The 13,663-nt window shown below is 57.4% G+C and carries 13 protein-coding genes and 1 pseudogene; 7 read left to right on the top strand and 7 right to left on the bottom strand.

The features are described 5' to 3' along the window. Positions 1 to 26 precede the first annotated feature (26 nt). From EQV97_RS27880 to EQV97_RS27870, 3 genes are read left to right on the top strand one after another with little or no spacing between them, the layout of a single operon-like run. A complete protein-coding gene (locus tag EQV97_RS27880) occupies positions 27 to 344 on the top strand; it encodes a TrbM/KikA/MpfK family conjugal transfer protein (protein ID WP_240890478.1) in 318 nt (105 codons plus the stop codon). Beyond that, positions 334 to 906 (top strand): phospholipase D family protein, encoded by a 573-nt coding sequence (locus EQV97_RS27875; protein ID WP_240890477.1) that lies wholly within the window; start codon positions 334 to 336, stop codon positions 904 to 906. The genes EQV97_RS27880 and EQV97_RS27875 overlap by 11 nt, the downstream gene beginning before the upstream one ends. Positions 907 to 918: 12 nt before the next feature. Then, complete coding sequence (locus EQV97_RS27870; protein WP_240890476.1) at positions 919 to 1,548, top strand: hypothetical protein; 630 nt, start codon at positions 919 to 921, stop codon at positions 1,546 to 1,548. A gap of 76 nt (positions 1,549 to 1,624) precedes the next feature. Here EQV97_RS27870 and EQV97_RS27865 read toward each other — a convergent pair whose 3' ends face one another. From EQV97_RS27865 to EQV97_RS27850, 4 genes are read right to left on the bottom strand one after another with little or no spacing between them, the layout of a single operon-like run. After that, positions 1,625 to 2,407 carry a hypothetical protein gene (locus EQV97_RS27865; protein ID WP_240890475.1) on the bottom strand — a complete coding sequence of 261 codons (783 nt, stop codon included), beginning with the start codon at positions 2,405 to 2,407 and terminating at the stop codon, positions 1,625 to 1,627. Positions 2,408 to 2,462: 55 nt separating this feature from the next. After that, positions 2,463 to 5,432, bottom strand: a complete 2,970-nt coding sequence (gene mobF, locus EQV97_RS27860; RefSeq protein WP_240890474.1) for a MobF family relaxase — start codon at positions 5,430 to 5,432, stop codon at positions 2,463 to 2,465. An 11-nt stretch (positions 5,433 to 5,443) separates the two neighbouring features. Continuing rightward, positions 5,444 to 6,994 carry a type IV secretion system DNA-binding domain-containing protein gene (locus tag EQV97_RS27855; protein ID WP_016715832.1) on the bottom strand — a complete coding sequence of 517 codons (1,551 nt, stop codon included), beginning with the start codon at positions 6,992 to 6,994 and terminating at the stop codon, positions 5,444 to 5,446. After that, positions 6,994 to 7,356, bottom strand: a complete 363-nt coding sequence (locus tag EQV97_RS27850; protein ID WP_233428456.1) for a hypothetical protein — start codon at positions 7,354 to 7,356, stop codon at positions 6,994 to 6,996. Before EQV97_RS27850 ends, EQV97_RS27855 begins: the two co-directional genes overlap by 1 nt. A 453-nt stretch (positions 7,357 to 7,809) precedes the next feature. Between EQV97_RS27850 and EQV97_RS27845 the strand changes: the two genes are divergently transcribed. The 4 genes from EQV97_RS27845 to EQV97_RS27830 all read left to right on the top strand — a co-directional run bounded on the left by EQV97_RS27845 (position 7,810) and on the right by EQV97_RS27830 (position 10,307). Further along, on the top strand, positions 7,810 to 8,262 hold the full coding sequence (locus EQV97_RS27845; RefSeq protein ID WP_240890473.1) for a hypothetical protein: 453 nt from the start codon (positions 7,810 to 7,812) through the stop codon (positions 8,260 to 8,262). Beyond that, a complete protein-coding gene (gene stbB, locus EQV97_RS27840; protein ID WP_240890472.1) occupies positions 8,259 to 8,981 on the top strand; it encodes a StbB family protein in 723 nt (240 codons plus the stop codon). The genes EQV97_RS27845 and stbB overlap by 4 nt, the downstream gene beginning before the upstream one ends. A gap of 5 nt (positions 8,982 to 8,986) precedes the next feature. Beyond that, entirely contained in the window at positions 8,987 to 9,379 is a 393-nt protein-coding gene (locus EQV97_RS27835; protein WP_138962805.1) for a hypothetical protein, read from the top strand. A 133-nt stretch (positions 9,380 to 9,512) separates the two neighbouring features. Further along, positions 9,513 to 10,307 (top strand): SprT-like domain-containing protein, encoded by a 795-nt coding sequence (locus tag EQV97_RS27830; protein ID WP_240890471.1) that lies wholly within the window; start codon positions 9,513 to 9,515, stop codon positions 10,305 to 10,307. A 150-nt stretch (positions 10,308 to 10,457) separates the two neighbouring features. Here the strand turns inward: EQV97_RS27830 and EQV97_RS27825 are convergent, their stop codons facing one another. The 3 genes and pseudogenes from EQV97_RS27825 to EQV97_RS27815 form a co-directional block, all read right to left on the bottom strand. Beyond that, entirely contained in the window at positions 10,458 to 11,921 is a 1,464-nt protein-coding gene (locus tag EQV97_RS27825) for a hypothetical protein (protein WP_240890470.1), read from the bottom strand. 74 nt (positions 11,922 to 11,995) lie between these two features. Then, positions 11,996 to 12,391, bottom strand: a pseudogene (locus tag EQV97_RS27820) (recombinase family protein); the annotation flags it as partial. 166 nt (positions 12,392 to 12,557) lie between these two features. Beyond that, entirely contained in the window at positions 12,558 to 13,427 is an 870-nt protein-coding gene (locus EQV97_RS27815; protein WP_223198360.1) for an HD-GYP domain-containing protein, read from the bottom strand. Positions 13,428 to 13,663 lie beyond the last annotated feature (236 nt).

The following is a 13,663-nucleotide window of genomic DNA, read 5'->3' as shown; positions in this document are numbered from 1 at the left end:
TCTCGCACGCGAGAAAAGGGGGATTTATGAAAAAACTTCCATTTGCTGCGCTGCTCGGTGCGCTGTTTTTGTCCGGTGCTACCAACGCTGCCGATCTGCCATATGGGCATGACAGCGACCCGGATGCTTGTGGCGCAGTGCTCTGCCTGCTGGGCATGACCCGCGATGGCGACTGCGACAAGTACATCAAAAACTATTTCGGCATTAAGCGTTACAAGCACGGCAATTTCAGCCCGTCGCGTACGAAAGCAGCACGAGGAGACGCGGTTGCTTCGTGCAAGGACGATGAGGGCCTGGCTAAAAAGGCCAACGACATTTGGGGGAGCGTCCCGAATGGCTTCTAGTGTGCTCAAGCCATTGGCATTGGCGTTTGCATTGATCGCGGGGGCCAGCGTTCAGACGCTGGCCCTGGCCGCTGAAGTAGATGGCCCCCGGCGTATTGAAGTCGGCTTTTCGCCGGAGGGATCGGCGCAAAAACTGGTGCTGCGAACCATTGAGGTAGCAAGCAGCTCTATTCGCCTGTCTGCTTACGTGTTCACCAACCCGGACGTAACCCGTGCGCTGATTGCTGCGAAACAGCGCGGAGTCGATGTTGCCGTTGTTGCCGACCATCGCAGCAACCTGCAGGAACAACGCACGCCAGCCGCTCGCCATGCACTGACGCTTCTGGCGAAAGCAGGGATACCGACTCGCACTGTCGATGCGTACGCCATCCATCACGACAAGTTCATGGTGGTGGACGGCATGACGGTCGAAACGGGCAGTTTCAACTTCACCGCTGCAGCGGCCAAGAGCAACAGCGAGAACGCACTAGTGGTCTGGAATGACCCGGCGCTCGCTGAAACCTACTTGAACCATTGGCAAAGCCGCTGGGATCAAGGAATCGCCTTCAAGGCGAAATACTGAAAGGGAGCGCATATGGAAAAGCAAAACACTGATCAGACCACGTACCAACTGTTCCAGAAAGGCAAGGATCTGCAAACATTCACCGATCCGAAGGAAGCGGGCGCTGCCTGGTTCAAAGCCGAGCTTTCCGACAAGACTGTGATGACCGTTCAGCAAGGTGGCGGCGCTCGCGTATTCGCCCAGGTGGGCAAGGAAGGTAGCCAGTATTACAAGGATCTGCCATTCGACAACATGCCAGGCGCTGCCGACTTCAAAACCTCGTTCAAGGAAGCGCTGGAGCTGCAAAAATCGGGGCCTTCCGGTGCTGCCGCTGGCAAGCCTTCGGAAGCTCTGGCCGTTTCCAAACCGATTGATATGCCAGCCATTAAGAACGCTGAGCGTGGTCAGACCTACGAGGGAAAGATCCTTGGCTTCCAGGGCAATCAGGTAATCCAAGCTGTCAGCGACGGACAGAAGACCGTTCACATTGCACATGAACGTGCAGCTCTGAGCAGCGCCAAGGCCGGGATCCTGCATGCTGGCAAGGATCTTTCGATACGCTACCCATTCGCCGGGGTAGGCATTGTGCAAGAGCGTCAGCTTCAGCACGAACGGAAGGAGCATTCGCATCAGCCGAAAGGCTTTGGTGGCAAGGGCTTTTGACCTTAACGAGCCGTAGCTGGCCAACACAGCGCATGACACACTTTCAAGGGAGCCGGTAGGCTCCCTTTTTTGTAGATCAGCCGTTATGCCCCTTGCTCTTGCGAATGTCCGCAATGCGTGACGGTGCCACACCCGCCAGCTTTGCCAACACGTTGTTGGATACCATCCCAAGCAGATGCTCGTAACGAGCTACCCGCGACACCCGCTGATAGGGCTTGATGCCCAAAAACTCCCGCCGCTGTTCGACCACCGAAAATGGCACGCCCACTGCGCGACTGATCTTCGCCGAAGACATGGTGCCAAATAGCGACTCGAACCCAAGCCACGGCCCTTGATAGTTTGGAAGCGGGACGGGGTTCGGCGACTCAGGTAGGGGGGCAGCAGGCCCGAAGCCGAATGCTTCGCGCAATGCTTTGACTGTGGCGACGGTAGAGCCTGAAAGCTTGGCTATGTCCTGGTCAGTCACAAGACCCAACAACGCCTTGTAGGGTCTGACTGGATGGTTTGCCGGGATCCGTTGCTTTCTCGGCGTCGGTCGAGGTCTGGGCGGTATGCCCTGCGACTCGCGGTAGGTCGTCACACTGGAAACGGACACACCGCATCGAGCGGCAATAGCCGGGTCGGATTCAACCCCCAGCAAATCACGGAACGGCTCAATCACCTGATCGACCGTATAGGCCGCGATGCCAAGCATCAGGCGGCGCTGTCGGATCCTGTGTTGTGTCGTCCCGACCAACCTGGCCAATGTTCGATCCTTCATGCGGCCAAGTTTGCAGTCGTACCATCTGGCCAGCCCTACGTTTTTCCAATCTGTAGCCATACGTTCCTTTGCGTCCAATCCCAAATTTCCGTGCGTCATGACAGCAATTCTCGCACGCGAGAAAAAGCCCCTTCCGGAAGGGGCTTTGTTCACCCTACTTTGTCCACTCTCTACCCTCGCTTGGTGTCGCGGGCAGCACTCGCTGTTTCCGCTCCAGGGCGCGCTCATTGGTTGCGCCATCAGCGATGGTTTTGAGTGTGTGCGGTTTCTGCAGACGCATCACTTCACGCTCTTTCTGCAGGCTCAAAGCGGTGGTTTTGTCGTAGCGCTTGGCAATGGCCGCTGGTAGTCCGGCAATAGCGTCGGTGTATACACGCGCCTCCAGTCGCGCCCGGCTGATCGCCACATAGAACAGGTTGAGCGAGGTGGTTCGGCTCTTGGTGTTGATCGAGATCATTACCCGGTCGTTGGTCAACCCCTGCGCACTATGCACTGTCGCCGAATAGGCGTGCTCTAGGTGCAACGGCTTATTCGCTGGTAGCTTCACTACTCGCTCAGGTTTGCCGTTGCGCTCCTTGATCGATGCCAGCTCGATCAAACCGTTTTGCGTACTGACTACGCGCATCCGGTCGCCGTTGGTGAGGTCAAGAGCCGGATCGTTCCGGGTGATCCGAACGAGGTCGCCCATGGCCAGCTCCGGGCGTTCGTGCTTGTACACGCTGAGTTTCGTTACCTGGCGCGGGTTGAACTGGATGGGATTTCCATCGGCGCCGGTCACAATGAGGATGTTCCCCGGCAGTGCCTGCTTCACCGTGTAGGTTTCGCCCCGCATCAGGCCCGCTTTTTTGTAGTCTTTCTCCGGCTGGATCAGCATTCCCGCTTTGTAGGCCGGGGCATAGCGGCGCTCTGCCTGGGTCATGTCTACACGGTTCAGCGTATCGAACTTGGCCCCTGTCCCCTCCAGCCCCAAAGCTCGGCGGGCCAACGTGTTGATCTCTTTGCGATCCTTGTTCGTGCCCGCGACGATCAACACCTCTTTGCGCTCCTGGTCAGTGAGGCGAACGTAGTCGTTCACAATGGCCTGGTGCCGCTCGGAAGGGTTGCGCAGTTCCTCGATGTGTTTGATGTGCTGCAGCGAAAGTGGGGTATTACCATCGGCGGCGTGCTCGACGGCCCGTTTCAGCTCGGGGTCTTTCTGCCGCTGAATCTCTTTGATTCGAGCGGTCTGCATGCCGTTTTGCTGAAGCTGGGCGAACGGTTTACCCGCCTCGATAGCTTCGGTTTGCTTGGTGTCGCCCAGTTGAACCAAGCGAGCACCCGACTTCTCAACTAGGCGCATCAGTTGTTCCATCTGGCGAGCGCCGACCACACCGGCCTCATCGAGGACGATGATGGTTCGCTCGTCCAGTTTCTTGTCCTTGGTATGGAAGAAGCTGGCCAGCGTGTGCGCGTCCAGTCCCTCATTCTTGAGTGCTGCGACTTGGTTGCCATAGGGAGCCAATGCAAGGATCCGATAGCCGGGCTGATCTTCTGTCTTGCCGTGGTTCATCGCCTCGTTGACCGAGGAAAGCAGTTGCACCGCTCGATCCACGGAGTAGGTTTTTCCGGTACCGGCATCGCCCTGGATTCCGACGAACCTATTCGGGGTGCTGACAATGGTCTCGACCGCTTGCCGCTGGCCAGTGGTGAGGGTCGAGCCTTCGAGTGCTTTGGCTACCTGCTCCTGAGACATGAGCGGCGCGATCTGGCCCCGGCCTGTACGCTCGATGGCGAGGATCGCCTTTTCTCGCTTCAGCCCTTTCTGCGTGGTGTAGCGCTTTTCCGCCGCGACCAATGAACCCCGGTCGATGGCCTTGGCCACGTACTGCTGCGCTTGTTTGTCTGTCCAGCCTTTCAATTCCTTCAGGTGGGATTGCCAACCTGCAGGAGACAGCACCGGGTCTTCTGCGGATCCCTTGGCCATCTTGTAGGCCGGTGTCGATTCGATCAGCGTTCCCTGCTTCACCAGACGGTCAATCTCTGCAGAAACTTGGTCGGGTGTGGCCAAGCCAACCGCACGGCGAAGCGCGACGGTTTTCATATCCTGCTCGCCGACGACCTGCTCACGTTCGGTCAGGTGATTGATTGCGTACTGCACCACGGCTTGGCCGGGTGTCATGCCGGTGGGTAGATTGGAATCGGCGTGAACTCGCGCACCTGGTTCAGCGCGGCTCTCGCCATACTCGCGGCCATCAAGCCGACTGCGCGCGCCGTAGTCGATCCCCAGCTCGCGGCTTTTCGTGACCCAATACTGTTTCACCAGCTCGGCGTCGCGCTCATCCTTGCGCGGCCTGGTCGCCATGGCGATGATCTGCTTTTCGAGGGTGGTTGCGTCTGCGCGAGTCTTTCCGTCTTTGGCCAACGCATCCTCAATGACCTTGCTACGGCCTGAGAATGCCTCGATCTGTTCGCGGGTGATGTGGTTCAGCTCGAAGTTGCCTTCGTTGTCCAGCACACGGATTTCGTAGCCCAGCTCGCGCAGCTCATAGGCCAACAGACCTTTGTACATGGCGTCAACTTCGTGCTGAACCACAAAAATGTCGTCATTGAACAAGGCGCGCCATTCGCCATCGGCCCGCTGTGTCATGTTCATGACCACGGCGTGGGTATGCATCTGCGGATCTTTACCACGGCTCATTTCATGGCGAAATTTGCCAATGACCATGTTCCCCGTTCGCTCCCGCATGGTCTTGCCCTGTTCCTTGCGGCGAGCTTGAGCAAGCTTTTCAACGTGCTCCATGGCCTTGGTCACTGCGCGATCATGGGCGAGGACAACTGATTTGTCGCCGGCGACAAGCGCCTGCATCGAGACAGATTTCGGCGCTGAGAATGTCAGATCCAGGCCCATGCGCTTCTTGCCGGACTTCGGGTCGAAGGTGGTTGCTATGCGCTTGCCGTTCGGTAGCTTTCCATCGAGCAGTTTGGCCAGCTCCACGCTGTCGATCGGGCCGGTCAAACCGAGTCTTTCGGCACCTTCGCCTTGCCACTCGCCCGGCGATTCCTTCGCGTAGTAGTCATCTGCGGCAGAAAAATAGTGCGCTGCCGCATACTGGTTGTTTCCCTTGATGGGCGTGACGTTGAACATGCCGACCCCCGTTATGCCTGACCGGCTATGACGATGGACGGTGCCCGTTCTTTGTGATCGACATAGGGCAGCTTGATCTTGGTGATTGGGAAGTCTTCACCGAATTTCAGATAGGCCTCAAGGTCGTTGAGGTTGGAAATTTCGGAGGCCATCACCACGTATTCTTTCTTGATCTCCTGCGCTCGCGTTTGGCGTCCTGCAGTAAACGAAACCCGGGCGCGCCTAACCTCCTGCTCGCCGAGGATCGCACTGGCCTTGATCGCTGTTTCGGCGTTCGCGGCGGCGAGGATGACGTAATTTCGGAAGCAAGAGAGCACTGTTTCGGCATCCTCCTTGCCATAACTGGCAATGAGCTGCGACCAATCCTGCAGGCTGCCGACCATGCGCAGGCCGTGCTTACGGCCTTTGGTTGCAGCGGGCACAAAGGACTCAAGTTTGCCAAGCGATTGCAGCTCGTCCAGAAACAGCCAGAGGCGTTTCCCGGTCATGGGTTCGTAACTGAGGATCGTTGCGCAGATGGTGTCGATCCACATGGCTACCAGCGGCTGCATGGTCGAACGCATGTCCTCCCGCCAGGTGATATACAGGTTGCCCGCGTCTGGATCTGTCACCCATTTGTGGATGGAAAAGTTGCCCTTGGTCATGAAGCGCAACGGGCGAATGTACTTGTTCATCATGAACTGGATGCTGGCAATCGCCTTTTCGGCGTTGTCGCGGAAGTACCCTTCGGAGTCCGTATTGGCCAGGAACGCCCGGATGGTGTCGCCGTCTTCCCGTACCAGTAGATTTACCAGCGTGTCCTGGTTCGGGTTGTTGGTTTCCTTGAGCTTGCGCATGGTGTCGGCCAGCACGTCACGCGCATACGCACACCATTGCTCATCGCCTGGATCGACCTGCGGCGGGATGATCGACTTGGCCATGCGGTCAAAGTCGTGGACACCTTTGATCTCATTGAACAGCGTCCAACCGGCTGAACGAGCGTCGAATGGGTTGAGAATCACGTCGCCCTTGAAGCTGAATTTCGAGTAGAACGTCCCGTTGGGATCGACCACGGCCAGCTTGTCACCGCGCTTCAGCGCCGAGGCCATCATGCTTTCCATGGACACGGATTTACCCGCACCGATGGACGCGCAGATCATGGTGTTACGGTCTTCAAGGTGCAGCGGCATCGGTACTTTGCCGATCATGATCGGGTCGAGTTTCGGCATGCCTTTCTTGCGCCGCTGCCGATTGGTTTGGCCGTTTCGAGTGCGTACCTTGCTGTCTACGAAATGCCAGTTGCGAATGCGCGATCCCCGCAAGTGTTGCTGGAAGCGTTCGCCTCGAAAGCCATCGTCGCAATACTCATTGAGGTAGTAAACCAGCGCACCAGCCGCCGCGACGCTGGCCACCGTGCAACTGGCCATGATGGGGTTCTGCAGTGTCTGGTGGATTGTCTCCCGAAGGGCGTCGGGGAATGGGGTGAATGGCATTTGCGCGAGGTGAGCGCCGCCGAGCCAACCAGCCAACGGCAACCCTATGCCTGCCGTCATTGTCGCGTTTTCAACATCTTGTTTGTGCATCAGTCCTCTCCTGATAGACGTTCTATGTCCTTAGCCAACTCCGGCAGTAGGGTGGCTAACACTTCCTCGTTGCTTACCAATGCGGAAAGTTCGGCTCGCAATTCGTTGAGTTTTCCTTGTGTACTGTTCTGTCGCAGCAGGTAGACCACGATGGCCAGAATGGTTCGATTCGTCGCCTGGGCCTGGTCGAGTGATTCGAGCAAAGCCAAGGTGCGCTGCTGGTCGGCCCATTGGTCTACGCCGCCTTGGTGACTGTCGGTTTTGGACGGCTCAAGCAGGCGATCACGCATGTACGTAGACAGGTGTTTATAGCCTGCCAAAGCAGCCGATTCCTCGACCCTGGCCAGCTGCTGATCGTTCAAACGTATCGGTACTGTCTTCCCCACGGTGCCCCCTTTTGGCGGTTGAAAACCTCCCTGAAACGGGAGTTTTTTGTTGCTGGCATCTTGTATAACAAACGTACTACACAAAATGCTAGTAAAATATGGCTTGTATGGTATATGTGTAATACAAACGTATCACGCTGCATTACGCGGCAATTGCGCTGTAGCCCGTAGTGTACGCGGGCCACACCTCCCGCCAGGGTGGTGCGTGTTGTGTATTGAGATTTTGATCCTGTTAAGGATCAAAAATCATGCTCTTAAGAGGGCGTATTCAGTGCCTAGGCCGAAGGCCGTAGCAGGGGGGATACAAGGTAGGTGCAGAATGGGTGCTGTAAGGCTCCATAGTGATTGCAGTTAGGGTTTAGCTTGACTACAGATAGGTGGTGAGTAGGATGCATTTAGATAGCAAAAAGGGTGCATAGAGGGTGCAATATGGCAAGGTTAGACCTAGCAGCTGCACTGAAGGCAGTTGAACCGGAAACCAAGGCAGCACAGATACGCCAGGTGATGCCGATTATTGAGCAACAACTGAAGGCTGGAGTGAGACGCCAAGCGATCCTGGATGTGCTCAAAGAGCAGGGGATCGAGATCGGCATGGAGACGCTGAAAAGTTATCTGTATCGGTATCGGAAGGCGCTCAAGGCAGAGGGGAAAAGTGACGCGGTGGATGTACCCAAACAACCAGCGATGGAAGCCCAGCCCCAAGTCCAACCAGAACCAAAAACGGAATCTGTATCGTACGATTCAGACAAGGACGATAAGCAGCAACCCGCGCCAATGGCGCCGAGCGAACTGAGCAAAATCATGAACCCTGGGGACGATGTGAACGCCTCAGAACTGGCCCGCTACGAAAGTGCGGGCCGTAGCAGAAGGAAAAGCACATGAGCAAGATCGCAGTAGTCAATTTCAGCGGCAACACCGGCAAGACGACCGTATCGGATCAACTGCTGACGCCACGGATGAACGCGCCTCGGTTTGCCATCGAGACGATCAACGCGGGTGCATCTGACACCGCTGCCGAGATTGAGCGCATGAAGGGTCGCCAGTTCGGCGAGCTGCAGGAATGGCTGATGGTTGAAACCAATGCCGTGGTCGATGTGGGGGCCTCGAACGTCGAGGACTTTTTCAAGTACATGGGCCAGTTCGCAGGCTCGCATGAGGAATTCGATTACTTCCTGGTGCCCACGGTCGGCGAGAAAAAGCAGCAGGCCGACACCATCAATACGATCAAGACGCTGGCCGCGCTGGGCGTACCGGCCAAGAAAATCTTGATCGTGTTCAACAAGGTTGAGATCGATGACGCTGACGATCTGCCGCACACCTTCGCGGCTCTGTTCGGTTTCCATGAGCTGGAGAAGAAGTTCACCCTCAAGCGTGATGCGGTGATTTATTCGAACGAAGTGTTCGAGCGCCTGCGTGCGCTGAAAAAGAACATCGCCGAGGTGGTACAGGACACCACGCCATACCGTGAAATGTTGCGCGAGGCGAAGACCGAGCAAGACAAGGAACACGCCGTGCGGATGATCTCGGTTCAGCGCCTGGCCAAGTCGGCCTGGCAGAACCTCGATGACGTGTACGCGGCGCTGTTCGGCAAAGGGAAGTAACTGCGATGGCCAAGGATCCGACAACCGCCCGCGAAGCGTTGGCGGGCCAGATGCTCGAAGACATTGACGCCCTGGTGCGCCGCCTGGAAGAAGTCGACGGCGAACTGCGGGAGAAGGTCGCGAGCGCGATCAAGGATGCAGCGGGCAAGGCCTTGCTGCAGACGCAAATGAACTTCGAGTCGATGATGGAAACCCAGCAAGCGGCACTGCTCCAAGCAGGCCGCGAAGCTGCGGCGCGGATTGGTAACGAGCTGAACCGGAGCACAGCTCCGGTGCTGCTCGCTGCCGGTGGTCTGCGTCGTCGGCTGGTGGCCATCGCGCTGACGGCCTTGATAGCGGCAGTGGTTGCCGGTGCGGTTGGCGGCTTCCTCGGCTTCCGATTAGCCCTGGCGATGTGAGGGGGTTCGCCCCCCTTTTTTGGGATTTTTCCTGTATCGTACGATACAGGAAAAACTTTGCAGATGACCCATGACCTCCCCCCGCGGGTGGACAGCCTGGGGGGAATTCTCGCGTGCGAGAAAAGGAGGACACATGACAGCAACTGCGAGCCAAGAGCTTTACGAGGAAATTGAAGGCGCCTATGCGTACTTCAATGAGGTGCTTTTCCGTGGCCAGCTCCCTGGCTGCTTGTTCACGCTCCAGCGTAAAAGCAACACGTTCGGCTATTACTCCGAGTCGCGTTTCCTTCGTCGGAACGGCGATGGAAAAAGCGATGAGATCGCGCTGAATCCGGCGTACTTTGCACACCGTCGCGTTCACCAAACGCTTTCGACGTTGGTACATGAGCAAGTCCACCAATGGCAGGCTCATCACGGCAAGCGTTCGCGGAGCGGTTATCACAATGCCGAATGGGCTGACAAAATGGAGTCAGTCGGTTTGATGCCGTCCAATACCGGCGAGCCTGGCGGCAAGCGCCATGGCCAGCAGATGACGCATTACATCATCGAAGGTGGGCCGTTTGATGTGGCCTGCAATGAGTTGATCGAACAGGGCCGCATGTTGTCCTGGATCGACGTGGTAACTAAACGCGTGCCGATGTCAGCGGTATTGCTCTACGGGCCTGGCGGCGAACCGGTTCCCGGCATGCCCGAAGATCCGACGATTGATATTCCCGCGTTGACCTCGGCGGGGTTGCTGCAGCCAGATCCAGGCAAAGAAGACCCGAAGAACAAACGCAAGTACACCTGCCCGAGCTGCCACCTCAATTTGTGGGGCAAGCCTGGTCTGAGTGGCCGCATTGAATGCGTCGAATGCAAAGTCCAGTTCGTTGACTCGAAAGAGCTGGTCGAGGTCCCGCCCGAGGCGGTGGCCGAAACCGGCGATTAGTCCACGCCGGGGACGATAGAGAAGACGGAATAAATCGTACGCTAAGCGCTTCGCCTGGGCGCGCAGCCCGGAACGGGCGAAGGCAAGAGGGCTTATAGTGCTTCGTGGTGGAGCGACGGGCCGGTGAAGACCCGCCGCAAACGGCGTTGCTTAAACGATACCGGTATAGAGTCGCACGTCTTCCTCTGCGCGCTCGGTATCGGGAACAAGCATCCACAATTGACCATTTACATCACGCAAATCGTCCCAGTTCTTGGTCGCAACCAACCGGCGTCCATGGTCGATAAGTTGCTTGGCCTGCGCTTGATCGTTCATGGTCGGCCGTATCTCTTCCAAGTGCTGGAACATACCAACTAGGAAGTCGGGCTGGCGAGCTAGGATTTGGAAGTGAAGTCGCTGCAATTCGCCCGTCGCAGCGTCGATACGCTCTGGGTTGGTTGAGTGGATATGCAACTCCTCTCGCGCCAGGATTTCCTTCAGCTGATGCCGCTCGCGATCGTTGCCCGACTCTTGAACCATGGAGGCCGTATCGAACTTGACCTGAAGATAGTTTGCTTTTGCAGCATTGATCCGCTTGGATGCTGTCAGCTCAAAAATCCCTTGAGCAATCTTGCACTTCTTGTCTTCGAGCTTGAAGCGATCGTCGGTCACGTCATCGCTAGAAAGCGATGCGCTCTCAACTATAAGCGACTGGAGTTGGTCATTCAGTTTCTCCAACTTAGCTGCGCCATCATGGTTGTCGTTCGCCTGAGCGTCCTCAATCTCTGACTGTATCTTCGTTTCGAGCTGAAGCACCTCGGTGGCCAACAGGCGGGTATCGACATGGCGGGCCTGGCCCTTGAAGACCTGAGAGAACTCCTGTCCCGTACCGTTCAGGTAAGCGGACACCGTCAAATCTCGTGACTCCGACATTTCGAAGGTCAGATCCACCTCTGTGCCGCGAAGAAGGTCACGGCTAATTTGCTCACCGGTGATAGCCAATATTCCAATCGGCTTATTGGTCGATGAATGTTTTTCGGATGGTCCTTCAACGACCATGATGGTGATGGCGTCACGAGAGCCTTTGACGATGGTCTTGGCGATCTCAACGGTGCGCTTCCCTTTGGTAGGTAGTACGCAGTTCTTAGCAAAAACAAGGTCGAGTCGTGTGTCCTTGGTAGAACGATCGTCCTTAACTAGGCAAATGTCTTCTGGAAGCATCTGACCGGCGACGCTGTAGCGCCCCTGTGCAATCTGGATCGAATCAAAGCCAACATCGATGATGTTGTTCTGGCCGTCAAGGATCTTGAAGGTGAATAGATTGAAGGATCCTTCGCGCAGTGGAAGATCTTCAGCTATACGGGTCGTGAGGGGCTTCAGACCACTGTCAAAGGAGCCGTCGTCATTTGAGATCCTATAGAACAGACCGGCGGTATTTCCTTCAACCTTGGCGGTAAAGGTTTCTTCGCTTTCCTGGGAGTTGCGGTTGTAAACAGCACGAAACTTGATTTGTGAGTTCGTCTGGGCTTTCGGCGCAGCGCCTTCCTGCTTGAATTCCTTGCTGCCCGCAAAGTAAGCAGCTCCGATGGTAATCGCGCTGGTCGGATCAATCGATGTATTGACCGGGATGTTCATCATCTCCTCGACGCGCTTGCGAACGTAGGGGCTGGGGGTTTGGGGAGCAATGGAACCAAAAACCAACGTAAGCCCTACCAACGCTTTTCGGTGTCTTCTTCCCAGGCGCCCATCTCGACAAAACAGTTGCGCATGTCGGCCTCCTGGCTGATCTCGGTCAGCAGGTCATGCACGCTCTTGTCCAGCTCATCGTCGCTCCGATACGGAATGGTCAACTCATAGTGGCCGGCATCCAGCCGCTTCATGCCATAGGGCTCCAGGCAGTAGCGCTCAATGTTCTCCGTGGCCCGCTTCCGGCCGCGCACGAACTTGCTGTTATTCACCACCGCGAGGCGCAGGGTGACGGTGGCCACCCGCTCGGCGGCGGGCGGCTCTGCCGGCGACGCGGCCGAAGGCTGCTGGTCGCGTGACCTGGCGCTCTTCTGGTACGCGCCGATCTCGACACCACGGTGGCGCAGGTAGCTGTACAGGGGATGTAAGCCGGAACCCCAGAAATTTCCGTCACCCTAGTTGGGTGGGCTCAACACTCGTGTCACCAGCTACCTTCTGGAGAATCGAGCTCGGCCATCCCTCCCTGGACGGGCATCGCTCGACGATGTTCAACGGCTCCCTCACGGGGCCGTCGTTTTGTGGGGGCTATTCCATCCACAAGTCGTCGAGGTTCTTGAAGTTCCAGAGCGTCGGGTCTTCGGGGCCAGTGATACTGTCCTTGCAACTCGTGGCCGCCAGGTCGATGGTCTGCATCGGGATCGGCTCTCTCGAGCGTAGCGAGAAGAACACGCGAACCTTGGGAGTCAGCAGTGATTCCATTCCCGGCTCAACGACAACGGCCAGACGCTGAGAGGACAGGCGAACCAAGGAGCCGACGGGGTAGATGCCCACGGCCTTGACGAAGGCGTGGAAGATGCGTTTGTCGAAATGGCCCTCCCACTTGGCCATCTGCCGCATCGCCGCGGACGGGTCCCACGGCTTTTTGTAGGCTCGCTCCGACGTCACGGCATCATAGACGTCGCAGATTGCGCCCATGCGGGCCAGGAGTGAAATGGCGTCACCGGCCAAGCGATCCGGGTAGCCGGTTCCGTCGATCTTCTCGTGATGGTGCAGGGCAATGTCCACCACCCCGGGCTCGGCCCCGCCTGCGCGCAGCATCTTTGCGCCCTCCACAGGGTGGCGCTTCATGATGGCGAACTCGGCATCGGTGAGCTTGCCTGGTTTGTTAAGCACTTCCAGCGGCATCGCGGCCTTGCCTAGGTCGTGCATCAGTCCGCCGATGCCAGCCAGGCGCGTTTGCTCCTCGTCTAGATCGAGATGCCGGGCCAGCGATAGCATCAGGGCGCAGACGGCAACCGAGTGCAGGTAGGTGTAATCGTCGTGCGTTTTGATGCGTGCGACGCTGATGAGGGCATGAGGTTGGCGCAGCACCGAGGCAGCGATTTCTCCGACCAGCGGCAACGTCGTGCTTGGGTCGACGGCCTTGCCAAGCCGGGCTTCCTGGAACATGTCCATGACTTGGGACTTGGCCGCAAGACAGAGTTTCCGTGCATAACACATTTCGCTCTCCATTGAGGTTGCGCCGTCACTTTTCTTGCTTAGTGGACTAGACGGCAGAGATTGCTCCTCCGACAATTCTCTGGGCTCTGGGCTCTGGGCTCTGGGCTCTGGGCTCTGGGCTCTGGGCTCTGGGCTCTGGGCTCTCTGGGCTCTCTGGGCTCTCTGGGTCGACTTGGCTTTTGGCCAAGTCG

The organism is Pseudomonas sp. TMW22090, assembly GCF_022496665.1.
GTDB classification, from domain to species: domain Bacteria; phylum Pseudomonadota; class Gammaproteobacteria; order Pseudomonadales; family Pseudomonadaceae; genus Aquipseudomonas; species Aquipseudomonas gregormendelii.
Note: the sequence above shows the minus strand (reverse complement) of the source record. Positions and strands in the feature narration are given on the sequence as shown.